The 23,293-nt window shown below is 73.6% G+C and carries 16 protein-coding genes; 6 read left to right on the top strand and 10 right to left on the bottom strand.

Annotated elements, in window-relative coordinates; translation table 11 throughout:
* Positions 1–8 precede the first annotated feature (8 nt).
* The 3 genes from ACZ4VK_RS13085 to ACZ4VK_RS13095 are packed head-to-tail and all read right to left on the bottom strand — an operon-like array spanning position 9 to position 3,900.
* Positions 9–2,408, bottom strand: coding sequence for a xanthine dehydrogenase family protein molybdopterin-binding subunit (locus ACZ4VK_RS13085; protein ID WP_468351524.1), 2,400 nt, complete (start codon positions 2,406–2,408; stop codon positions 9–11).
* A gap of 2 nt (positions 2,409–2,410) precedes the next feature.
* Positions 2,411–3,007, bottom strand: coding sequence for a (2Fe-2S)-binding protein (locus ACZ4VK_RS13090; protein WP_389681136.1), 597 nt, complete (start codon positions 3,005–3,007; stop codon positions 2,411–2,413).
* Positions 3,008–3,009: 2 nt separating this feature from the next.
* Entirely contained in the window at positions 3,010–3,900 is an 891-nt protein-coding gene (locus tag ACZ4VK_RS13095; RefSeq protein WP_468351526.1) for an FAD binding domain-containing protein, read from the bottom strand.
* A gap of 303 nt (positions 3,901–4,203) precedes the next feature.
* Between ACZ4VK_RS13095 and ACZ4VK_RS13100 the strand changes: the two genes are divergently transcribed.
* Positions 4,204–5,901, top strand: a complete 1,698-nt coding sequence (locus ACZ4VK_RS13100) for a PucR family transcriptional regulator (RefSeq protein ID WP_468351528.1) — start codon at positions 4,204–4,206, stop codon at positions 5,899–5,901.
* Positions 5,902–6,192: 291 nt separating this feature from the next.
* On the top strand, positions 6,193–6,981 hold the full coding sequence (locus ACZ4VK_RS13105) for a hypothetical protein (RefSeq protein ID WP_468351530.1): 789 nt from the start codon (positions 6,193–6,195) through the stop codon (positions 6,979–6,981).
* A 33-nt stretch (positions 6,982–7,014) separates the two neighbouring features.
* Here ACZ4VK_RS13105 and ACZ4VK_RS13110 read toward each other — a convergent pair whose 3' ends face one another.
* Together ACZ4VK_RS13110 and ACZ4VK_RS13115 are read right to left on the bottom strand one after the other, a co-directional pair.
* The gene (locus tag ACZ4VK_RS13110) at positions 7,015–8,685 is read right to left on the bottom strand and encodes a hypothetical protein (protein WP_468351532.1); all 1,671 of its coding nucleotides are present in this window, start codon (positions 8,683–8,685) and stop codon (positions 7,015–7,017) included.
* Between the two features lie 266 nt (positions 8,686–8,951).
* A complete protein-coding gene (locus ACZ4VK_RS13115) occupies positions 8,952–9,761 on the bottom strand; it encodes a GntR family transcriptional regulator (protein WP_468351534.1) in 810 nt (269 codons plus the stop codon).
* Between the two features lie 192 nt (positions 9,762–9,953).
* On the opposite strand from ACZ4VK_RS13115, the gene ACZ4VK_RS13120 reads away from it, so the two are divergent.
* Both ACZ4VK_RS13120 and ACZ4VK_RS13125 read left to right on the top strand, forming a co-directional pair.
* The gene (locus ACZ4VK_RS13120) at positions 9,954–10,820 is read left to right on the top strand and encodes a (2Fe-2S)-binding protein (protein WP_468351536.1); all 867 of its coding nucleotides are present in this window, start codon (positions 9,954–9,956) and stop codon (positions 10,818–10,820) included.
* Positions 10,821–11,025: 205 nt separating this feature from the next.
* Positions 11,026–12,135, top strand: a complete 1,110-nt coding sequence (locus ACZ4VK_RS13125; RefSeq protein WP_468351538.1) for a DUF2637 domain-containing protein — start codon at positions 11,026–11,028, stop codon at positions 12,133–12,135.
* A 55-nt stretch (positions 12,136–12,190) separates the two neighbouring features.
* On the opposite strand, the gene ACZ4VK_RS13130 is transcribed toward ACZ4VK_RS13125, so the two are convergent.
* The 4 genes from ACZ4VK_RS13130 to ACZ4VK_RS13145 form a co-directional block, all read right to left on the bottom strand.
* Positions 12,191–12,595, bottom strand: a complete 405-nt coding sequence (locus ACZ4VK_RS13130) for an ATP-binding protein (RefSeq protein ID WP_468351540.1) — start codon at positions 12,593–12,595, stop codon at positions 12,191–12,193.
* Positions 12,596–12,666: 71 nt separating this feature from the next.
* Positions 12,667–14,409: a pyruvate dehydrogenase gene (locus ACZ4VK_RS13135; RefSeq protein WP_468351542.1), complete on the bottom strand. Its 1,743-nt coding sequence runs from the start codon at positions 14,407–14,409 to the stop codon at positions 12,667–12,669.
* Between the two features lie 55 nt (positions 14,410–14,464).
* Positions 14,465–16,018 (bottom strand): protein phosphatase 2C domain-containing protein, encoded by a 1,554-nt coding sequence (locus tag ACZ4VK_RS13140; RefSeq protein ID WP_468351544.1) that lies wholly within the window; start codon positions 16,016–16,018, stop codon positions 14,465–14,467.
* A 123-nt stretch (positions 16,019–16,141) separates the two neighbouring features.
* Positions 16,142–19,903: a S8 family peptidase gene (locus ACZ4VK_RS13145; RefSeq protein WP_468351546.1), complete on the bottom strand. Its 3,762-nt coding sequence runs from the start codon at positions 19,901–19,903 to the stop codon at positions 16,142–16,144.
* A 232-nt stretch (positions 19,904–20,135) separates the two neighbouring features.
* Between ACZ4VK_RS13145 and ACZ4VK_RS13150 the strand changes: the two genes are divergently transcribed.
* Both ACZ4VK_RS13150 and ACZ4VK_RS13155 read left to right on the top strand, forming a co-directional pair.
* Positions 20,136–21,119 carry a helix-turn-helix domain-containing protein gene (locus ACZ4VK_RS13150; protein ID WP_468351548.1) on the top strand — a complete coding sequence of 328 codons (984 nt, stop codon included), beginning with the start codon at positions 20,136–20,138 and terminating at the stop codon, positions 21,117–21,119.
* A 155-nt stretch (positions 21,120–21,274) separates the two neighbouring features.
* A complete protein-coding gene (locus tag ACZ4VK_RS13155; RefSeq protein ID WP_468351551.1) occupies positions 21,275–21,757 on the top strand; it encodes a DUF456 domain-containing protein in 483 nt (160 codons plus the stop codon).
* A 166-nt stretch (positions 21,758–21,923) separates the two neighbouring features.
* Here ACZ4VK_RS13155 and ACZ4VK_RS13160 read toward each other — a convergent pair whose 3' ends face one another.
* Entirely contained in the window at positions 21,924–23,282 is a 1,359-nt protein-coding gene (locus tag ACZ4VK_RS13160) for a DNA-3-methyladenine glycosylase 2 family protein (RefSeq protein WP_468351553.1), read from the bottom strand.
* Between the last annotated feature and the right edge of the window lie 11 nt (positions 23,283–23,293).

The raw sequence follows: 23,293 nt of genomic DNA on the forward strand, positions 1-23,293 counted from the left end.
GAGAGTTCCTAGAGGGTGCCGGTGAGCGCCTCGGGGCGGACCGGCGTCTTGTTGAGCTCCAGGCCCGTCGCGTTCCGGATCGCCGCGAGGACGGCCGGGGTGGACGACAGGGTCGGGGCCTCACCGATGCCCCGCACGCCGTACGGCGCGTTGGGGTCGGCAAGCTCGAGGTAGTCGACCGGGATGGTCGGCGTGTCGAGGATCGTGGGGATCAGGTAGTCCGTGAAGGAGGGGTTGCGCACCTTCGCGGTCTTCGGGTCGACGATGATCTCCTCCATCACCGCGACGCCCAGGCCCTGGGTGGTGCCGCCCTGGATCTGGCCGACGACGGAGAGCGGGTTGACCGCCTTGCCGACGTCCTGGGCACAGGCCAGTTCGATGACCTTGACCAGGCCGAGCTCGGTGTCGACCTCCACCACCGCGCGGTGCGCGGCGAAGGCGTACTGGACGTGGCCGTCGCCCTGGCCCGTGACGAGGTCGAAGGCCTGCGTGGGGCGGTGCCGCCACTCCTCCTCGACCTCCACTGCCTGGTCCTCGAGGACGTCCACGATGGTGGCGAGGGCCTCGCCGCCGTCGGTGACGACCTTGCCGCCCTCCAGGAGGAGTTCGGCGGTGGCCCAGGCCGGGTGGTACGAGCCGAACTTGCGCCGGCCGAGCTCCAGGACGCGCTCGCGGACGAGCTCGCAGGAGTTCTTGATGGCGCCGCCGGTCATGTACGTCTGGCGGCCCGCGGAGGTCGAACCGGCCGAGCCGACCTGGGTGTCGGCGGGGACGATGGTGACCTGCTGGACGCCGAGCTCCGTGCGGGCGATCTGGGCGTGGATGGTGACACCGCCCTGGCCGACCTCGGCCGCCGCGGTGTGGACCGTCGCGACCGGCTCGCCGTTGATGACCTCCATGCGGATCCTGGCGGTCGAGTAGTCGTCGAAGCCCTCGGAGAAGCCGACGTTCTTGATGCCGACGGCGTAGCCGACACCGCGGACGACGCCCTCGCCGTGGGAGGTGTTGGAAAGACCGCCCGGCAGCGCGCGGACGTCCGCGCCCTCGCCGGCGGTCTCCCACTGGCGCTCCGGCGGCATCGGACGGGCCTTGACGATGCGCAGCAGCTCGGCGACCGGGGCCGGCGAGTCCACGACCTGGCCGGTCGGCATGATCGTGCCCTGCTCCATGGCGTTGAGCTGGCGCAGTTCCACCGGGTCCATGCCCAGCTTCGCCGCGAGCTTGTCCATCTGGGCCTCGTAGGCGAAGCACGCCTGGACCGCGCCGAAGCCGCGCATGGCGCCGCAGGGCGGGTTGTTGGTGTAGAGGCCGACCGCCTCGATCTCGACGTCCTCGACGACGTACGGACCGACGGAGAGGGAGGCGGCGTTGCCGACGACCGAGGCCGTTGACGACGCGTAGGCGCCGCCGTCGAGCACGATCTTGCACTTCAGGTGGGTGAGCTTGCCGTCCTTGGTGGCGCCGTGCTCGTAGTAGAGCTTCGCCGGGTGCCGGTGGACGTGCCCGAAGAAGGACTCGTAGCGGTTGTAGACCATCTTCACCGGCTTGCCCGTGCGCAGGGCGAGGACGGAGGCGAGGATCTGCATCGAGATGTCCTCGCGGCCGCCGAACGCGCCGCCGACGCCGGCCATGGTCATGCGGACCTTCTCCTCGGGCAGGCCGAGGCAGGGGGCGATCTGCTTGAGGTCCGAGTGCAGCCACTGGGTGGCGACGTACAGGTCGACGCCACCGTCCTCGGCCGGTACGGCGAGGCCGGACTCCGGGCCGAGGAAGGCCTGGTCCTGCATGCCGAAGGTGTACTCGCCCTTGACGATGACGTCGGCCCTCTTGGCGGCCTCCGCGGCGTTGCCGCGGATGATCGGCTGGCGGTGCACGATGTTCGGGTGCGGGACGTGACCGGAGTGGTGGTCGTCGCGGCCCTCGTGGACCAGGATCGCGTCCGGAGCGGTGGCCGAGGCCTCATCGGTGATGAGGGGCAGTTCCCGGTACTCGACCCGGATCTTCGCGGCGGCGCGGCGGGCGGTCTCCGGGTGGTCGGCGCCCACGAGGGCGACCGGCTCACCGTGGTGACGGACCTTGCCGTACGCGAGGACCGGGGTGTCCTGGAACTCCATGCCGTAGTTCTTCGCGGCCGGCAGGTCGTCGGCGGTCAGGACGGCGTAGACGCCGTCCATCGCGAGGGCCTCGGAGGTGTCGATGGACACGATCTCGGCGTGCGCGACCGTGGACCGCAGGATCTGGCCCCACAGCATGTCCTCGTGCCACATGTCCGAGGAGTAGGCGAACTCGCCGGTGACCTTGAGGGTGCCGTCGGGGCGGAGGGTGGACTCGCCGACGCCGCCCTTGACGTGCTTCTGGGTGACGTCGGTGGGCGTACCCGCCGGAACGGTGCGTGTGTTCTGAGCCATCGTCAGACCGCCTCTTCCTGACGCTCCTGGCGCGCGGCCGCGAGGCGGACCGCGTCGAGGATCTTCTCGTAACCCGTGCAGCGGCAGAGGTTGCCGGAGAGCGCCTCGCGGATGTCCGCGTCCGTCGGGGACGGGTTGCGCTCCAGCATCTCGTCGGCCGCGACCAGCAGACCGGGGGTGCAGAAGCCGCACTGGACGGCTCCGGCGTCGATGAACGCCTGCTGGATGGGGCTCAGTTCGACGCCCTCGCCGGTCTGCGAGTCCTGACCGGGCTTGGCCTCCCACCGCTTGGCGTGGTCGAGCGAGGTGCCGCAGGCGCCGGAGGCGCAACCGCCATGCTCTTCCCGCTGCTTGGCGTATTCGGCGAGACCCTCGACCGTGACGACCTCGCGGCCCTCGGCCTGACCGGCGGCGACCAGACAGGAACACACCGGCACCCCGTCGAGGCGGACCGTGCAGGAACCGCACTCGCCCTGCTCGCAGGCGTTCTTGGAGCCGGGCAGGCCCAGACGCTCACGCAGAACGTAGAGGAGGGACTCGCCCTCCCAGACGTCGTCGGCTTCCTGCGGACGACCGTTGACCGTGAAATTGACGCGCATGGTTATGCAGCTCCCTCAAGCGTGCGGCCGGCGCCGCGGTACTGCTCCCAGGTCCAGCCGAGCTGGCGGCGGGCCATGATGCCGACGGCGTGGCGGCGGTACTTGGCGGTGCCTCGGACATCGTCGATCGGATTGGCGGCGCCGGAGCAGAGGTCGGCGAACTGCTTCGCGATCGACGGGGTGATGATCTTTCCGTTGTCCCAGAAGCCGCCCTCCTCCAGAGCCGCGTTCAGGAAGGCCTCGGCCTCCTTGGCGCGGATCGGGGTCGGTGCGGCGGAGCCGATGCCGGTGCGCACGGTCCGGGTCTCCGGGTGGAGGGCCAGACCAAAGGCGCAGACGGCGATGACCATCGCGTTGCGGGTGCCGACCTTGGAGTACTGCTGGGGGCCGTCCGCCTTCTTGATGTGGACGGTCTTGATGAGTTCGTCGGGCTGGAGCGCGTTGCGCTTCACGCCGGTGTAGAACGCGTCGATCGGGATGAACCGGCTGCCGCGCACCGACTCGACCTCGACCTCGGCGCCCGCGGCGAGCAGGGCCGGGTGGGCGTCGCCGGCGGGCGATGCGGTGCCGAGGTTGCCGCCGACGCCGCCGCGGTTACGGATCTGCGGGGAGGCGACCGTGTGCGAGGCGAGGGCCAGACCGGGCAGCTCGGCCCGGAGGTTCTCCATGATCTGGGTGTACGGGACGGAGGCGCCGAGCCGTACGTTCTCCTCGCCGACCTCCCACTCGCGCAGAAGCTCGATGCGGTTCAGGTCCAGGAGGTACTCGGGGCGCCGGTGGTCGAAGTTGATCTCGACCATGACGTCGGTACCACCGGCGATGGGCACGGCCGTGGGGTGCTCGGCCTTGGCGGCGAGCGCCTCCTCCCAGCTGGCGGGGCGAAGGAAGTCCATGGTGGCTCTCTTCTAGTAATTCTGGTGACGGGGGTCGCGCAGGGTTCCGGGGGTACGGCCGGCCCTCGACTTCATGTTCATGTGCTGTTCACGCGGTGTGTGGCCTAGTACACAAGCCCACGATCGCCCGGGTGCAGTCACCGAAAACATGAAGGAGTTGGCTGGGTCCCGTTGTCGTCTTGTAGATTCGAACGAAAGGCGGGGAACAGAAACCTCGCTGTTTTCCCCTGGAAACGGTGGCACCACTGCACCGTCGACAACGCGACACCCTCCACCCACTGACGAAGGAACGGCGGCGACACGATGCGGCTGCGCGCACTGCTGGAGAACGACGCGCTCGGGCTGCGCCTGCTCGGCGGCGAGGACGAGCTGGACCGCACCGTCCGCGGCGTGATGACGACGGACCTGAAGGACCCGAGCCGGTACCTTTCGGGCGGTGAGCTGGTGCTCACCGGCCTCGCCTGGCTGCGGGAGCCGGCCGACGCCGAGCCCTTCGCCCGCATCCTGGCCTCGGCGGGGGTCGCGGCCCTCGCCGCCGGCGAGGCGGAGCTCGGCGACATCCCCGACGATCTCGTACAGGCGTGTTCACGCCATCGGCTGCCGCTCTTCGCGGTGAACGAGTCCGTTGCGTTCGCGACCATCACCGAGCACGTTGTTCGACAGGTGTCCGGCGAGCGGGCCGGCGACCTGGCGGCCGTCGTCGACCGGCACCGGCGGCTCATGACCTCGGGCCCGGCGGGCGGCGGCCCCGAGGTGGTCCTCGACCTGCTCGGCTCCGACCTGGACCTGCGGGCCTGGGTGCTCTCCCCCACCGGCCGCCAGATCGCGGGTGCGGGCGAGCCCCTCCCGGCCGCTCTCGCCGCCACCCTGGCCGGGGAGCACCTGGCCGCCACCCGGACGGGACGGCGCGGCCCGCACCGGCTGACCACCGGCGGAACGGCGTACTCGCTCTTCCCGATCCGCAATACCGGCCGGGGGGCCGTCCCCCCCGCCAAGGACGTCCGCGAGACGGTCCTCTCGGACTGGCTGCTCGCCGTCGAGGCGGACGCCGGGGACTGGCCCGCCGCCCGGCTCGACCTGCTCCAGGGCGTCACCCAGCTGATCGCCGTCGAGCGGGACCGGCGCGACGCGGCCCGCACGGTGCGGCGCCGGCTCGCCCAGGAGGTCCTCGAGCTGGTGCAGACGGGCGCGGCGCCCGCCGAGATCGCGGCGCGGCTGCGGGTCGCCGCCCCGGTGCTGCTGCCCGGTCTCGGCACGGCCCCGCACTGGCAGGTGGTCGTGGCCAGGGTCGAGTGGGAGCAGGAGGCCGGGCAGGGCACCGCCGTGGACGGCGGTCCGGTCGCCCAGGCGCTCCTGGAGGAGATCCTCGTCGACCCGGCGACCGTGGGCGCGGAGTCGGCCGACCGGATCGCCGTCGCGCACAGCGGAGACGAGGCCATCGCGCTCGTACCCCTGGCGGCGGGGCCGCTGCCGGAGAGCGAGGACGACGGCCCCGCGCCCGCCCTCGGCCTGCACGCGGACGCGCTGCTCGCCGCCGTACGGGCTCCGCTGTCGGCCGGTCTCGCCGACGACGGGCGGCTCACGCTTGGGGTCAGCGCGGCCGTGCACTCGGCGGAGGGCCTCCGTGGGGCCCTGGAGGAGGCCAGGCACGCCCGCAGGGTCGCCGCCGCCCGTCCGGGCCGGGTCTGCGCGGCCGGGCACCACGAGCTGGCCTCGCACGTGCTGCTGCTGCCGTTCGTCCCGGACGACGTCCGGCGGGCGTTCACGGCCCGGCTGCTCGACCCGCTGCGCGACTACGACCGGCGTCACCGCGCGGAGCTGATCCCGACCCTGGAGGCGTTCCTGGACTGCGACGGCTCCTGGACGCGCTGCGCGACCCGGCTGCACCTGCACGTGAACACGCTGCGCTACCGGGTGGGCCGGATCGAGCAGCTGACCGGACGCGATCTGTCGCGTCTCGAGGACAAGCTCGACTTCTTCCTCGCCCTGCGGATGAGCTGAGAGGTCCGTTCGGGATTCACCCCTTCGGGCGAGTCCGGTGGAGTGACGTCCGGGCCGGTGGCGGCCCGGACGCCGGGGCGGCCGAGGGGCCGCTCCGGCGCCTGATCACGGGCCTCGCGGTGATCTGACAGGCTGTCGGCCGCCCTCGCGGCAGCCGTACCCCGATCCGCCGGGCTCTTGTGAAATCTTTCACCTGACCCCTTGGCCAGGTACTCCCCTTCGTGCTCTGATGCGGGTCTTACTCAACAGCTCAATGGCGCGCTCGGGGAGGGCAATGTGGCGGATACCGCCATGTCTGGTTCCGAATCAAGGGGCGGCGAAGATCCGTCCCTCGCCTACGGCAAGGAGACCCCCGTGGAGACCGCCATATGGCGACTCCGGTCCCGGGGGTGCTGGACGGACGCGGCGGCACTGCTCGCGCCGCACGCGGCCGAACCGGCCGCCGCACTCGAACGGGCCGCGCTGCTGATCGAGCGCTGCCTCTACACGGAGAAGGGCTGGGCCGACGCGGAGGAGGCGCTCCGGGCGGCGGAGGCGGTGGCCCGTACGGACGAGGAACGCGGGGCGGCGGCCTGCGAACGCGGGTACCTGGCCTACGCGTCCACGCTTCTCGGCGAACGCGACCGGGCCGACGAGGCGCGGATGGCCCTCGGCAGGGCGGCCGCCCTGATCGCCCCTTCCGCCGAGGGCAGGCCGCTGCTCGACCTGCGGCGGGGGCTCATCGCGCAGAACCTCGGCGACTCCCCGCAGTCGGCGCGGGCCGCGTACCGCAGGGCGCACGCGGGTGCCGTCGCCCAGGGGGACTCGCTGCTGCTCTCCTCCACCTGGCGGCATCTCGCCGGACTCGCCCTGCGGGAGGGGGAGTTGGCGGAGGCCCGGCACGGCTTCGCGGAGTCGCTGCGCATCCGGGAGGAGCTGGGGTACCTGGTCGGTACGGCCCCGGCGCTCACCGCTCTCGCCACCACGGAGACGGAGCCGGAGGCGGGCCGTCTGCGCGCCGAGGCCCGTCGCCTCTTCCGTCTCCTGGGCGGGGTGCCGACCTGGCTCGCGAGCCAGCTGACTCCCCAGACGGCCACCTGAACAAGCTTTTGCTCACTGGCTTGTGACGAACGCTCAGCTCTTCGGTGCGAGACACACCAGGCTCTCGTCGGTGCCGATGAGCAGGGAGCCGGCGCCGGTGACGGCGACCGCGCGGACCGGGGGGCCCGGACGGAACGACAACGTCCGGCCCCCCTCGGGGCGGTGCAGACCTACCAGGCCGTCGGCCCAGGCCACGGCGACCAGCGGGCCGTGCGGGGTCTCCGTCGCGTGCAGGGAGACCACCGGCGAACGGCGTTCGACGAGGGGTTCGGGAAGCGGGTCGCGGCCCGGAGTCCAGATCCGTACGGTCCCGTCGGCGCCCCCGGAACAGACGAACGGCGTCTCGGACTCGACCGCCGAGACCGCCGTGACCCGGCCGCTGTGCGAGGCCGCCTGGTGCAGGCCCGTCAGACCGAAGGCGTGCACGGAACCGAGCCGGTCCCCGACCACGACCGAGCCCGCGATCGCCGCGAGGGCGGTGCCGGGATGGCGGGCCAGGGTCGCCGAGACCGCCTCCGTGAGGCGTTCCAGGTACGGGGCCCGGGGCGCCGCTCCCCGTACGGTGTGCAGCCTGCCCCGGTCGTCCAGGAGGAGCACCGTGCCGTCCGGCGCGGGCGCGAGCGCGGTGATCCGGCCGGGCACGGTGTGCGCGAGCCGTCCCGCGGGGCTCGCGTCGGCCTCGTGGAGCAGCCGTACGGTGCCGGTGCGGTCGCCGACCAGCAGGGTTCCCTCCAAGGGGCCGCCGGCCGCGCCGAGCACGGTGACGGGCCCCGGCCAGGGCGGAGTCAGGTCGCCGCGGTGACGGGCCCAGCGGAGCCGCCAGGGGGCGCCCTCCGCCAACTCGCGCAGGGCGGGGCGCAGTCGGGGGTCGGCGCCGTCGCCGAGCGCCGCGAGGAGCACCAACGCCCGTTCCGTCGGGGGCTGTTCACGGCAGAGGGACTGTCCGGCCCGCATCCAGGCGGCCCGCAGCCCGCCGTGGTCGCCGTCGGCGCTCTCGCCGGGGCGGGCGGGCGGCTCGGGGCCGTCGAGGGTGCCGGGGAGTCCGGCGGCGGCGGAACCGGTGACGTACGCCGTGGTGACGAGCAGCGGATCGGCGACGCAGACGGCCACCGGGTCGGAGAGGTCCGGCACCGGCCGGGCCGACCGCTCGGGTGCGGCCGCGGCGGGGTCCGGTTCGCCGTCGAGGTCCACGACGGTGACCCGGCGGCCGGCGCGGAGGGCGTCGGGGGCCGGGGTGTCGCTCCGGGCCTCGACGACGAGCCGGACCCGGCCCACGCCCGCGAGTTCGGCGATCAGCCGGGTGAGCGCGGCGGGTTCGGCGGCGGCGTGCAGATCGGTCAGGAGGAGGACGGTACGGCCGGCGGGGCGGGCCTCGCTGGTGGCGAGGGCCTGTACGAGGTCGCCGGGTGACCTGGCCACCACGCCGAGGCGGTCGGCGATCGTCCAGGTCGCGCCGAGCGCGCTCTGGCCGGCGAGCGGCACGGTCATCCGAGCCGCGCGGCGGCGCGGCCTGCCGGCCCGCGGCCCGTACGCGGCGAGCCAGCCGAGCAGGGCCGTCTTGCCGCTGCCGGCGGCGCCGGTGACGAGGCAGAGCCGGGGCGCCTCGGGATCGGTGAGCCAGCCGAGCAGGGCCGCGGCCCCGGCTTCCGTGCCGGTGGCGGGTCGGCGTCCGTCCCCTGCCGGGGACGGGCTCGCGGACGACATGGGACACCTCACGGGCGGCGCGGTACGGGCGGCTGACGTCAACGACCTTAGTGGTCCGGGGCGCTGGGAGGGGGCGTGCTGTCGATCAGTCCGGTCCGATCGACAGGACACCCCCGGAGAACCGCCCCGTCGCGGGGCCGGTCTCCCGGGCGCTTCCGCGGGTTCTCGGAGCGGGTCAGGCGTCGGGGTCGCCGCCCGCCGCGACGACCTGGAGCCGGCCGGGCTGGACCTGGGCTCCTGCTCGACTCCAGTGGGACGGCAGGGGGTCAGGCGTTCGAGCCGGTGAAGTGTTCGCGGACGAGGGATTCGACGACCTGGAGGTCCTGGGCGATCAGGGCGTCGAGCAGGGCCGTGTGTTCGGCGGCGTCGGCGACGAGTACGCCGTGGCGGAGGGTGGGGGCGCTGATCAGGGGCCACTGGGAGCGGCGGTGGAGGTCGTCGGCGACGGCGAGCAGCTGTCCGTTGCCCGCGAGGGAGAGGACGGCCCGGTGGAAGGCGCGGTCGGTCTCCGCGTAGTGGGCGCGGTCCCCCCGTGCGGCGGCGGCCGACGTGGCCTCGGCGAGCGGGCGGAGCGCGGCCCAGCGGGCGGCGGGGACCGTGCGGGCGAGCCGCAGCATGACGGGGACCTCGATCAGCGCGCGGACCTCGGCGAGTTCGGCGAGCTCGCGGGGGGTCCGCTCGGTGACGCGGAAGCCGCGGTTGGGCACGACCTCGACGGCGCCTTCGACAGCAAGCCGCTGCATGGCCTCGCGGACGGGGGTGGCGGAGACGCCGAAGCGCTCGCCGAGGGCGGGGGCGGAGTACACCTCGCCGGGGACGAGCTCGCCGTCGACGAGGGCGGCGCGGAGGGCGTCGAGGATCTGGCCCCGGACGGAGTGCCGCACGACGCGGGGTGCGGGGTGGCCGGTGGGGCCGGGGGCCGTCGGTTCGCCGTGGGTGTGCTCGCCCCGGGCGTGCGGGCCCTGTCCCGCCCCGCGGGCCTGCTCCGGGACCCGTACGGCGTCCGGGTGTGCGGCGTCGCCGAAGGGCGGGGACGGCCTCTCCGTCGCCCGCTCGCGCGCTGCGCCCTGCTCCACCCGGGTCCTCCTGCGGCCTCGTGCCGGGCCCGGCTCGCGTCGCCCGGGTCCTCTGTGCACCATAGGCGAACGGACCGACATCAGGGACGTGAGGGCTGCCCCGCTGGTGGGGGCGGTGGGCGGTGGTGAGAGGTGACCCCGAATCGGGTAAGGTAAGGCTAACCTGCCAACGCTCGCGATTCGGTGGTCCGCATGACCGTCCCCGCCCTGTTGCCCGCTCCTCCGGCCTCGCCCGTCGCGGCCGCCTACGCGCGCCTCGCCGAGGTCTTCCCCCATCTGCGGATAGAGGAACCCGCCCCGGGTGAGCGACTGCCGAGCGGCGCCGGTTGGGTCGGCGCGGAGGACCTCGCGGCCGGCGGCCCCGACCTCGACGCCTTCCTCGCCTGGGACAACGCGCAGGTGCTGCGCGACCACGGCACCCAGGCCCGACCCGACGTCGTCGCCAGCTTCGGACTGCACCGGTACGCCTGGCCTGCCTGCCTCCTCGTCACCGTCCCCTGGTTCCTGGACCGCAGGGTCCCCCGGCTGCCCGCGGGCAACGTGTCCTTCCAGCGGGCGCTCGGCCGCCTCGCGGTCAGGGTGGAGGAGTTCGCCTGCCTGCCGGGCGACCCCGCCGCCGCTCTCCCCGGCGCCCGGGTGGTCGCCGACGAGGACGCGCTGCGGGCCGAGGTGCGCGCCTCGCTCGCCGAGCACTTCGAGGCGATCCTCGACGGCTTCGGGCCCCGGATGCGGCGCGGCCGCCGGGCCCTGTGGGGGATGGCCACGGACGAGATCGTCGAGGGCCTCTGGTACATCGGGACGCTGCTCGGCGAGGAGCGGCGGGCGATGGACGAGCTCGAACTCCTGATGCCGGGCACGGCCAAGCCGTACAAGCCCTACGCGGGCTCCGCCGGCTTCCGCGAGCTGCCCGGCTCGGAGGGGCCGGACGGGGCTCCGCGCGCCACGCGCGACCGGGCGACCTGCTGCTTCTTCTACACGCTGCGGCCGGACGACACCTGTCTCACCTGCCCGCGCACCTGCGATGCCGACCGGGTCCGGCGGCTCGCCGCGACCGCCTGAGGCTCCCCGGCCGATTACGCCACCCTGACGGGTGACGTCGATCGAACGCAAACCCCTTCCCTTGTACGGGCGTTCGACCAGATCGCACCTATTCGTATGCCCTGGCGCCCCGATGGCGTGCTCTTGCCCGGAAACCCCTTGAGCACCCCGCGGGGTCGGCCAGTATGGGCCGCCAAACGCCCTACTGCGATGCAAGGGACACCGCATGAGACTGACCGACATATCGCTGGACTGGCTGCTTCCGGGCGGCGTGATGGTGGCCGGAGTCCTGACGGCGGTGGCGGTGCTCGCGCGCGGGAAGCGCGCCGGTGACCAGGCCGCGGCCGAGGACTCCTGGGAACGCAGCGAGGAGCGCCGCAGACGCAAGGAAGCCGTGTACGGCACCGCTTCCTACGTCCTCCTCTTCTGCTGTGCCGCGGTCGCCGCGGCGCTCTCCTTCCACGGACTCGTCGGCTTCGGCCGGCAGAACCTCAACCTCTCCGGCGGCTGGGAGTACCTCGTCCCCTTCGGCCTCGACGGCGCCGCCATGTTCTGTTCGGTGCTCGCGGTCCGCGAGGCCAGCCACGGCGACGCGGCCCTCGGCTCGCGCCTGCTCGTCTGGCTGTTCGCGGGCGCGGCCGCCTGGTTCAACTGGGTGCACGCACCGCGCGGCCTGGGCCACGACGGCGCCCCGCAGTTCTTCGCGGGGATGTCCCTGTCCGCGGCGGTCCTCTTCGACCGGGCCCTCAAGCAGACCCGCAGGGCCGCGCTGCGCGAGCAGGGGCTTGTGCCCCGTCCGCTGCCGCAGATCCGGATCGTCCGGTGGCTGAGGGCGCCCCGGGAGACCTTCGCCGCCTGGTCGCTGATGCTTCTGGAGGGCGTACGGACTCTGGACGAGGCCGTCGACGAGGTCCGGGAGGACCGGCGGGAGAAGGAGCAGAACCGCATCCGCCGGCGGGACCAGGTGAAGCTCGACCGGGCGCGGCTCAAGGCGATCAACCGCCAGCACCGGGCCTTCGGCAGGGGCGGCGGGCGGCAGGTCGAGATGGCCGCGCTCAACGCCTCACCCGGTGCCGGTTCGGGACCCGGCCCGGGTCCGGGGGCCGGCGGCGGCCAGGGTTCGGGTTCCGCCTCGGCGTCCGTGCAGGCCGCCGTCGCGGAACCCGCCATAGCGGACCCGGGACAACTGCCGCTTCGACCCCGGCCCTCCCTCCAAGCCGTCAGGGGCAGTGACTCCCGGACGGTGGACCTCACCGCGGAGGACGACACCCAGACGCTGCCCCGTCTCGACTCCCTCGAGCGCAAGCTCAAGGACCTGGAGCAGCAGTTCGGCTGACGCACCTCACCGTCAGCCGGGCACACCGTCCACCGCACACCGGCGGGGCCGCCTCTCAGGCGGCCCCGCCGTTCAGTTCGAACCACACCACCTTGCCGGCCCCGTGGTCCTCGACCCCCCAGGAGTCGGCCAGGGCCTCCACGAGCACCAGTCCCCTGCCGTGCGTACCGTCGTCGGCGGGCGGTACGTCCGGTGGGGCGAGTCCGGGGACGAAGTCACGGACCTCGACCCTCAGCTGCTCGGGCACGACCGTCGCGGTGACGACGGCTCCGTGCTCGGTGTGGACCAGGGCGTTGGTCACCAGTTCGCTGGTGAGCAGTTCCGCCACGTCGGACGCGCCCGGTTCGCCCCACCTCCGCAGCAGCTCACGCAAGGCGTGTCGCACCTCCGGCACCGCGGTGAGATCCGCGCATCCCACCTTTCTGAGCAGTTGAGTCGGCTGTCGTGACTCCCCGGCCATGTCCCCCCACCCACAGATCGCGTCGAACAGGCTCACGGGGATGCATGCCCCGCCAAATCGCCCGCATTCCCTCAGGGTCGAGGCACGTTGCGCAGGTTGGAGCGTGCCATCTGCAGCATCCGGCCGACTCCCCCGTCGAGGACGATCTTGCTGGCGGAGAGGGCGAAGCCGGTCACCATGTCGGCGCTGATCTTCGGGGGGATGGACAGCGCGTTGGGGTCGGTGACGACGTCGACGAGGGCCGGACCCTTGTGCTTGAAGGCGTCCTTGAGGGCGTTCGTCAGCTGCTTGGGCTTCTCGACGCGGACTCCGTAGGCGCCGGCGGCGCGGGCGATCGCCGCGAAGTCCGGGTTCTTGTTCGTGGTTCCGAACGAGGGCAGCCCGGCGACCAGCATCTCCAGTTCGACCATGCCGAGCGAGGAGTTGTTGAAGACGATCACCTTCACCGGCAGGTCGTACTGCACGAGCGTGAGGAAGTCGCCCATCAGCATGGAGAATCCGCCGTCGCCGGAGAGCGACACGACCTGGCGGTCGCGGTCGGTGAACTGGGCGCCGATGGCCTGGGGCAGGGCGTTCGCCATCGAGCCGTGGCTGAACGAGCCGATGATCCGGCGTCGCCCGTTGGGACTGAGGTAGCGGGCCGCCCAGACGTTGCACATCCCCGTATCGACCGTGAACACGGCGTCGCCGTCGGCCAGTTCGTCGATCACGGAGGCCACGTACTCGGGGTGGATGGGGACGTGCTTCTCGACCTTGCGGGTGTACGCCTTGACGACGCCTTCGAGGGCGTCGGCGTGCTTCTTGAGCATCTTGTCGAGGAAGCGGCGGTCGGTCTTGGCCCGGACGCGCGGGGTCACACAGCGGAGGGTCTCCCGGACGTCTCCCCAGACGGCGAGGTCGAGCCGGGAGCGGCGGCCGAGGTGCTCGGCCCTCACGTCCACCTGGACGATCTTCACGTCGTCGGGCAGGAAGGCGTTGTACGGGAAGTCGGTGCCGAGCAGGATCAGCAGATCGCACTCGTGGGTGGCCTCGTAGGCGGCGCCGTAGCCGAGGAGGCCGCTCATCCCGACGTCGTACGGATTGTCGTACTGGATCCACTCCTTGCCCCGTAGGGCGTGGCCGACCGGTGCCTTGAGCCGTTCCGCGAACTGCATCACCTCTGCGTGCGCCCCGGCGGTGCCGCTGCCGCAGAAGAGCGTCACCCTGCGCGCCTCGTCGATCATCCGTACCAGCGCGTCGATCTCGGCGTCCCCCGGACGGACGGTCGGCCGGGTGGTGACGAGCGCGGTCCCGGACGCCTTGTCCGGCGCCGGCTGGGAGGCGATGTCGCCGGGCAGCGAGACCACGCTGACGCCCCGGCGGCCCACGGCGTGCTGGATCGCCGTGTGGAGCAGCCGGGGCATCTGCTGCGGGTTGGAGATGAGTTCGCTGTAGTGGCTGCACTCCCGGAACAGCTGATCGGGGTGGGTCTCCTGGAAGTAGCCGAGGCCGATCTCGCTGGACGGGATCTGCGAGGCGAGGGCCAGGACGGGGGCCATCGAGCGGTGGGCGTCGTAGAGCCCGTTGATGAGGTGCAGATTGCCCGGCCCGCAGGAGCCCGCGCAGGCGGCGAGGCCGCCGGTGATCTGGGCCTCGGCGCCCGCGGCGAAGGCCGCGACCTCCTCGTGCCGCACCTGGATCCAGTCGATCGCGGGGGTACGGCGGATCGCGTCGACGACCGGGTTGAGGCTGTCACCGACGACGCCGTACAGGCGCCGGACGCCCGCGCGGACGAGGATGTCGACGAACTGTTCCGCCACGTTCTGTTTGGCCATGGCTCCATCAACACATGGCCCGGCGGGTTGCGCCCGGTGGGTTGCGCCCGGTGGATTACGCCTCCCAGACGCCCACCCCCGTACGGTCGTCGGCGTATCCGGTCACCCGCAGCTGGGTGTCCGCGAGGAACTCGGCGAGGCCGGGCGGCTCGGCGTCGGTCCAGCGGGCGGCGAGCTCGCGGGCGAGCGCGGGTTCGCCTCGCATGGGCTCCGCGAGGCCGGGTGAGGCGAGGAGCAGGGTGTCACCGGGGCGGGCGACGGAGGCGCGGAAGCGGAACGGCTCGGCGGGCGGCGGCACGGGTTCCTCGACGAGGGGGGCGGGAGCGGTGGTGATGCCGAGGTCCATGGTGAGCCGGTCGCCCTCCTCGGTCTCGGTGGCGGCGGCCTCCGGAGGCGGCGAGCCGAAGCCGACGACGGGGCCGCCGGCGACGGCGGCCGGTTCGGGCAGGAGCGGCTCGATGTCCTGCCAGGCGCCGTCGCGGAGCCGGAAGAGACCGCCGCCGCCGATGCCGAAGAAGACCCGGGTGCGGCAGCCGGGGTCGGCGGGGACGAGCAGGCAGCGGAGGGTGGCGGTGTACTCGTCGGGGGCGAGGCCCCGTTCGGCGGCGCGGGCCCTGAGCTTGCCGTAGGTACGGTCGGTGAGCCGGTGCAGTCCTGACTTGAGGTCGCCGCGGCGGCCGGACCTGATGTCCTCGGAGAGCCGGGCGTGGCTGCGGCAGACGGCCTCGGCGATCCACCGGCAGGCGTCGGCGGCGGCGAGGTGGGCGTCCTCGGCGGCGCGGGACCCGGCGGCGACGGCGACCAGGACGAGCGCGGTCTCGTCGTGGCCGAAGCGGGCGGTGAGCAGGGCGTCGCGGCGGGGTTCGCCGCGGTAGCGGGCGGAGTCACCGCGCACGGAGGCGGCCCGTACGGTGCAGGTGCCGTAGCGGGCTCCGTCGAGGACGGTGTCGGAGACGAGCTCGCCGAGCTCTCCCGGCCGGGCGACGGGCAGGGCGGTCGGCTCGGGCTCGTAGGTGGGCGGCCGGCTGCCGACGAATCCGGTACGGGGCCGGGGCACGGGGACCTCGACGGTGAGGCCGGGCCCGTCACCGGACGGGCCCTCGGACCGCGGCCCCTCGGGGTCGGGCTCCGGGGACGCCGGCACGCGCGCGGTGGCCGCCTCCACGGGCGGGGCGCCCGGGGGCGGCGGCGCGGGAAAGGTCCGGGGCCCCTCCGAGGGCACCTCCCAGGGCGCCGGGCCCGCCACGAAGGGCACGGGTGGCGGCACGGGGGCGGACGGCGGGGCGACCGGGAGCGGCTCGGCGGCCCGGGGCGGCGTGGGGGCCTGGCTCGGTGGAGGTGGCGACATCGGCCGCGGCGGCGGTGGCGGGCCGACCGCCGGAGCCGGGCCGGTCGGAGGAGCCGGTGGTGGTGGTGGACCGGCCGCCGGAGCCGGTGGCGGGTCGGTCGGTGGTGCTGACGGGTCGGCCGGTGACGGTGGGGCCGTCGTCGCGCGGGTGGCCGCGGCGAAGTGGTCGTCGAGTGTGTCACCCGAGACCGCCGGGGCCGTGTCCGGCGCCGACTCGTCGTAGAGCTTGTCCCACCAGTTGCTGTCCCCCTGCTGAGTCATGCCCTTATTGTCCACCGCGCACGGCGCCCGAAAACGGGACATCAGGAAAACCGTTGCTGCGAATGGGTGGTCCGCCGGGCGGCCCCACCCCCCACGGGAAGGACGCCCGGCGGACCGGCGTGGTCAGCGCACGTCGTAGGCGCGGACCACGGTCTGGGTGACGGAGTTGCCGTTGGCGTCCGTCAGTTCGGTCCTCAGGGTGACGGGCTTGCCGGACGCGCCCGCGTGGTTCACGGTCGCGGACCACGTACCGCCCTGCTGAGAGACCCGCGCTTCGGTCCAGGTCGTACCGCCGTCGTAGGAGTACGAGAGCCTGGCCGAGGTGAGCGCCGCGGGGGTGTGGCCCGCGTGACCCGTCGCGGTGAGGCCGATGTGCTGGCCGTCGTGCGCGGCGAGGGTCTTGAGTCCGTCCTCCGGAAGGTCGTACCGGGGGAAGAGAATGGGGATGCCCTGAGAATAGACGCTCTCGTCAAGCTTGGAGGTGAATTTCCAGACCGAGTTGACGGATGTGGAGCGGGCCCACACCTTGCTGCCTATCTTCATGGTGTTCTGTTCGAGCGTGTACGTCCCGGCTTCGGCCGGTACCTCGAAGACGCCGAACGGCCAGGCGTTCTCACCGATGAGCTCTCCGTCGCGCCGGAGGCGGAGGTTGCCGATGTCGCCGAAGGAGCCGGGCTCGGCGTGGTGGGTGCCGTCGCCCCACATCGCGTTCGCGAAGCCGATGAGGTTGCCCTGGCGCTCGGAGACGAGGACCGGCTTCCCGGTCGTGTCGCGCGGGGCGGTGGGGGCGATGACGCCGTCGTACCAGCGCTCGGTGCGCCGCTCGCCGGGTGTGTACGTGTGGCGGGCGCCGATCATGATCTCCCCGAACGGGAAGCTGCTGTTGACCATCTGGCTCCAGGCGGTGTCGCCCGCGGTGTAGTACTCGGTGCGGCTGCCGGGCGCCGGGACGGTCTCCAGCGAGCCGAAGGAGACGGAGAGGCCGTTCGGCCGGTGGGCGGCGGGGAAGTCCGTGAAGTCGGTGGTGATGCCGGCCGAGCCGTAGGTGGAGTCGGTGCGGCCGAGGTGTCCGTCGCGGACCCGGTAGTTCTTGTCGTCGCGCACCGCCCCGGTCTCGGGGAACGCGAGGTTGTAGAGGTACGGGGTCTTCGCGGTGGCCTGCCAGGTGAGGGTGACCTCGCCGGCCGCGAGCTCGCCCAGGAGGGCGGTCGCCTCCGTGGACGGGACGGAGAGGACCGGAAGGCCGAGACCGGTGAAGCCACCGGCCGGGTACCAGCGGCCGGGGACCGAGTGGTACGTGACGACGGCGACGGCGCCCGCGGTCCTGGCGTTACGGGCGAGGGTGCCGGCCGCGTTGGAGTCGTCGGGCAGTCGGACGAAGGCGACACGGCCCTGGACGCCGGCGGCCTTCAGCTCCTCCGGGGTGCCGGTGCCCGCGTCGACGAGCCGGGCGGAGCCGGTGCCGTCGAGGTTGTCGGAGCCGAGGGAGGCGGTGAGCGGGTGCAGGTTCAGGCCGCCGGAGGTGCGGAGCGAGGTGATCTGCGGGGCGGCGGCGCGCCAGTAGCTGCCGAACTCGAAGTCGCCCTCGTCGGCGGCGCCTTCGACCGAGGCGTAGTAGCCGCGGAGGGTGCGCGGTCCGGCGGCGGTGCCGGCGTGCGCCCAGACGTCGTCCCAGGAGCGGGCGAACGCGAGGGTGGCGCCCCGGAGTTCGGACGCCTTGTCGGTCTTCACCGAGAGCCGGTGGGCCCGGCGGGCGTCGAGGACGACGGTGGTGTCCTTCGTCAGCTCGAGCTGCGGGCGGCCGAGGTAGCTGAGCGAGTCGTTCAGCGTGGCGCCCTCCCCCGCGTCGGGCGTGGTGACGAAGGAGGAGAGGAAGTAGCTGCCGGGGCGCAGACGGTAGACCTGGTCGGCGGCGCCGTCGTTGAAGCGGCGCTCGCCGCTGGCGTCGTCGGTGCCGATGACGTCGAGGGAGGAGGCGCCGGAGGCCGGCTTGCCCTGACGGTCGATCAGCTTGACGCGGAGGGTGACGGTCTCGGGTTCGACGTACAGCGAGAACGGGGTGGAGACGTGGACGCCGCCGGGGCCGGTGGCGATGACGCGGCCGGTGACGTCGCCGTACTGGGCGCGTTCGAGGCGGGCCGTGGGGTCGAGGGCCAGCGGGACCCGGACGGTGGCGCCGGCCGGGACGGTGACGCTGCGCCCGCCGAGGCGGGCGACCGCGCTCCGGACGCGGGAGCCGTCGTTGCCGGTGACCTTCTCGACGGCCAGGTTCAGGGTGACGGGGGCGTCGGAGGTGTTGGTGTACGGGACGGAGACCGTGGTGCGGTCGGTCCTGTCCTGCGGCCAGCCGAACGTGCCGCCCTGGACCGCGGGCGAGCCGAGGACCGTCTGGTCGATGGCGGCCTTGACGTCGAGGCGACCGCCGCCGACCTCGCGGACGTCGCCGGGGACGGAGCTGTCGGCGGAGGCGACGAGCGCGGCCTTGACCTGCTGGGCGGTCCAGTCGGGGTGGCGCTGCCTGACGATGGCGGCGGCGCCCGCGACGTGCGGGGTGGCCATCGACGTACCGGACATGGACCGGTAGGCGTAGAGGCCCCGGCCGCCGGCCGCGGCGGCGGAGATGGCGACGCCGGGCGCGGCCATCTCGGGCTTGAGGGTGTGGTGGACGATCGTCGGGCCGCGGCTGGAGAACCACGCGGTGGAGTCGTCGCGGTCGGTGGCGCCGACGGTCAGCACGCTGGGCGCGCAGCCGGGCGACGAGACGGTGTTGAGGGTGGGGCCGGAGTTGCCCGCGGCGATGACGAACAGCGTGCCCTCGCTCCGGGCGAGTTCCTCGGCGGCGACGCTCATCGGGTCGGTGCAGTCGGTGGGGACGGGGCTGCCGAGGCTCATGGAGACGACGTCGGCGCCCTGGGCGACGGCCCACTCCATGCCCGCGATGATCCAGGAGGCGGCGCCGGAGCCGGAGTCGTTGAGGACCTTGCCGTTGAGGAGTTCGGCGCCGGGGGCGACGCCCTTGTTCTTGCCGCCGCTCGCCGCGCCCGAGCCACCGACGGTGGAGAGGGTGTGGGTGCCGTGACCCTGGCGGTCGTCGGCCGAGTCGGAGTCGGTGAAGTTCTCCGAGGCGGCGACGCGGCCCTTGAGGTCGGGGTGCTCGGTGTCGGCGCCGGTGTCGAGGACGGCGACCTTGGTCCCCGTGCCGTCGTATCCGGCGGCCCAGGCCTCGGGGGCGTGGACCTGCTTCGTCGAGCTCTCCAGGGTGGCCTGGACCTTGCGGTCGAGCCAGAGCTTCTTGATCCCGGAGGCGGAGCGTGCGGTGGGGGCGTTCAGTTCGGCCCAGAAGGTGGCGGCCTGCTTCTTCTCCGCCGTGAGCGCGACGCCGTCGACGGTCCTGAGGACCTGGCCGCGCCGGGCGCCGCGCGGGGCGGCGGGGACGGAGCGGGCGAGGTCGGTGCCGTAGACGGCGATGAGGGGCAGGGTGCCGGTGGCGGCGTCGTCGTAGCCCTGGCGGACGAGCCCGGTGACGTTGAAGAGTTCCTCGTCGACGCGTCCGGCGGCGAGCGCCGCGGTGGCGTCCTCGGGGTAGACGTACAGGTCCTGGCCGGAGCGGCGGGTCTGGATCAGGGGGACGGTGCCGTCCTCGCGGGGCAGGGCCGTGGCGGCGGGGGCGCCCTCGGCGTCGCGGGTGACGACGACCCGGTCTCCGGTGACCAGGGTCACCGTCGCCGGGCGGTCCCCCGCGCGGGCCGAGGCCTCGCTGCCTACCAGCGGTCGCTTGCCGGCCGTGTCGTCCTGCGGCTCGTTCGCCGTGGACGGCGCGACCGCGGTGACGGCCAGGACGGCGGCGGTCGCCGCCCCCAGGGCCGTACGCGAAATCGGGCGCATCGCTCTCCCCATCTGATTCCGGAAAATTGGCGCAAAGCACCCGTCTCCGGAGGCTGTTGGTGCTGCGGTGGCGCCACATTGGCAGAGGTGAGGGCGGTACAGGGATGATGGGGAAGGCGGGAATACGCCGTGGCCGTTTCCCGCCAGGTCACCAACGGAACGAATGCCTCCGGTGAACGTCCTGGAAAGATCCGGGACCCTCGCCGGAGGTACGGCGAGGGGTGGGGCATCCATGCTGGGAGCGATAGGACTCGACGAGCGCCAGGAGTCCGCGTACCGGGCGCTGGTCGCGCTGGGCGCCGCCGAGGTGACCGACCTCGCGCACCGGCTCGCGCTGCCCGAGCGGGACACCGAGCGGGCGCTGCGCCGGCTTGAGTCGCAGGGGCTGGCCGCCCAGTCCTCGGCGAGGACCGGGCGGTGGGTGGCGGCGCCGCCGGGCGTGGCGCTCGGCGCGCTCCTGACCCAGCAGCGCCATGAACTGGAGCAGGCGGAGCTGGCGGCTGCGCTGCTCGCCCAGGAGTACCGGGCGGAGGCGACGGAGGCGGCCGTGCACGACCTGGTGGAGGTGGTGACCGGCTCGAGCGCCGTCACCCACCGCTTCCTCCAGCTCCAGCTGGGCGCGCAGGAGGAGGTCTGCGCCCTGGTGACGGGGAAGCCGATCGCGGTCTCCGGCCTGGAGAACGACGCGGAGGAGCAGGCGGCGGGGCGGGGCGTGCGCTACCGGGTGGTGATCGAGCGCGAGGTGCTCACGCTCCCGTCCGGGCTCCTGGAACTCTCGGCGGCGCTCAGCCGTGACGAGCGGATCCGGGTCGCGGACCGGGTCCCCACGAAGCTGGTGATCGCCGACGGCAATCTGGCCATGGTGCCGCTGACGGGCCGGGGCGCCGAGCCGGCGGCGATCGTCGTACACGCGAGCGGACTGCTCGAATCGCTGATGGGCCTATTCGAGTCGGTGTGGCGGGAGGCGCTGCCGCTGCGGCTCGGCGCGAGCGCGCACATCACCGAGGACGAGGCGCCGGGCCCCGACGTCATGGACCTGGAGATCCTGTCGCTGCTGCTCGCGGGGATGACGGACGCGAGCGTGGCCAAGCAGCTGGACCTGGGGCTACGCACGGTGCAGCGGCGGGTGAAGGGCCTGATGGAGCTGACGGGGGTGACGACCCGGCTGCAGCTGGGCTGGCACGCGTACGAGAAGGGATGGGTGGCGCGGGGGTGAGGGAGGGCGGGGCCGGGTGCGACGCGCCGCTGGGACCCGCCGAGCCCGGGGCGGCGTGGGGCTGAGCGCGGCCCTTTCGGCGTCCGTGCGGTTCCGCACCCCCGTATGCCCGCCGCGACCTGCGCCGACGCCGAATGTGGGGGACGCTGGTCAGCGTGGGTGTGTGGCAGCTCCTGATGATCGCGACGGTGATGCTGCTCGGTCTGTTCGGGGTGCTGGCCCCCGGCGTACCGGGGACGTGGCTGGTGTGGGCGGCGATGCTGTGGTGGTCGCTCCACGAGCGGACGGACCTCGCCTGGATCCTCCTCGCCTCCACGACCGGTCTGCTGCTCCTCACGCAGGTGGTCGTCTGGCAACTGCCACCGCGCAGGTTCCGGGGCGTCGGCATCTCGCGCCGGATGGTGGCGTACGCCGGGGTGGGCGCGCTCGTGGGCTTCGTCCTGGTCCCGGTGGTCGGCGCGATCCCCGGTTTCGTCGGCGGGATCTACCTCGCGGAACGGCTCCGCCTCGGCGGCCACGGCCAGGCGAGGGCGGCGACGCGCACGGTGATGCGGGCGGCCGGGACGAGCGTGCTCGTCGAGCTCTTCGCCTGCCTGCTGATCGTGGGGGCGTGGGCGGGCGCGGTGCTCTGGGGCTGAGGCGCGGAAGGCTGGGAGGGCCGGAGGGCCAGGGGCCGCCGCCGGAGAGGTCAGCGAGCCGGAGTCCACAAGGGCGAGCCCCGGAGAAGTCAGCGAACCGGAGTCCACAAGGGCGAGCCCCGGAGAAGTCAGCGAGCCGGAGTCCGTGGGGCGAGCCCCGGGGAGCTCAGAGAGCCGGGGTCGCGGGGGCCGAGCCGAGGTAGCGCGCCGCGTACGAGCGCCAGGGGCGGCACTCCTCCGCCGGGTGGCCGGCCGTCGGGGGCACGTCCGGGTCGCCGAGGGATCGCATGCGGATCAGGGCGGCGGCCTCGGCGGTCACGCCGGGGACGGCGAGCAGGGCGCGCTCGGCCTCGTCGCGGTCGGCTCCGGGGTCGAGGCGTACGACTCCGCCGGCGAGGGCCCGGGCCAGCGGGCCGGCGACGGGGTGGCCGGTCAGAGCGGCCGGTTCGGGGAAGACATGGGTGAGGGTGCCGCAGGCCGTGGCCAGGGGGGTGCCGTACCGCTCGACGATCCGGGCGGACTCCTCGGCGCCGAGGACCGTCCGCAGCGCGAACTCCTCGGGTTCGGCCGTTCCCGGGGAGCGCACGCCCGGCCGTGCGGCGACCTCTGCGGCGAGCCCGGGGGCGGCTCCGAGGCGCTCGGCGACCGCGTACGGGTCGGCGTCCAGGTCGAAGAGGCGGCGCAGCCGGTGCACGGCGGTGGTCAGGTCGCGCAGTTCGGTGAGGTGGATGCGGGCGTCGAGCCAGCGTCCGGCCGAGCGTTCGTCGACGGAGACGACGCCGGTGCCGTACGGGAGGCGGAGCGTCCGCCGGTAGGTGCGGGAGCCGGGGGCGCCGACGACCTCCTCCACGCGCGGCACGGCCTCCGCGGCGAGCAGGTCGAAGACCTCCCCGGCCGCGTAGGGCCCACGGTGAGCGAGCCGCAGCGGGACCCCGGCGGCGAGCGCGGTACGGCCTCCGGCACCGCTGCCGGCCTCGGTGCGCAGGGCGGTGGGAGTGCGGGCGTAGACGGCACGGATCGTCTCGTTGAACTGGCGGACGCTGGCGAAGCCGGCCGCGAAGGCGATCTCGGTGACGGGCAGCGCGGTGGTCTGGAGCAGCAGGCGCGCGGTGTGGGCCCGCTGGGCGCGGGCGAGCGCGACGGGCCCGGCGCCGAGTTCGGCGGTGAGCTGGCGCTGGACCTGCCGGGTGCTGTAGCCGAGGCGTCCGGCGAGGCCGGGTACACCCTCGCGGTCGACGACGCCGTCGCCGATCATCCGCATGGCGCGCCCGACGACGTCCGCCCGTACGTTCCACTCGGCGGAGCCGGGCACGGCGTCCGGCCGGCAGCGGCGGCAGGCGCGGAAGCCGTGGCCCTGGGCGGCGGCGGCCGTCGGGAAGAACGCCACGTTCTGCCGTTTGGGGGTGACGGCGGGGCAGCTGGGACGGCAGTAGATCCCGGTGGTGCGGACGGCGAAGAAGAACTCTCCGTCGAACCGCGCGTCCCTGCTGCTGACCGCCTCGTAGCGGGTGTCGTCGTCCCTCATGACTCCCAGTG

The organism is Streptomyces sp. NPDC028711, assembly GCF_055565415.1.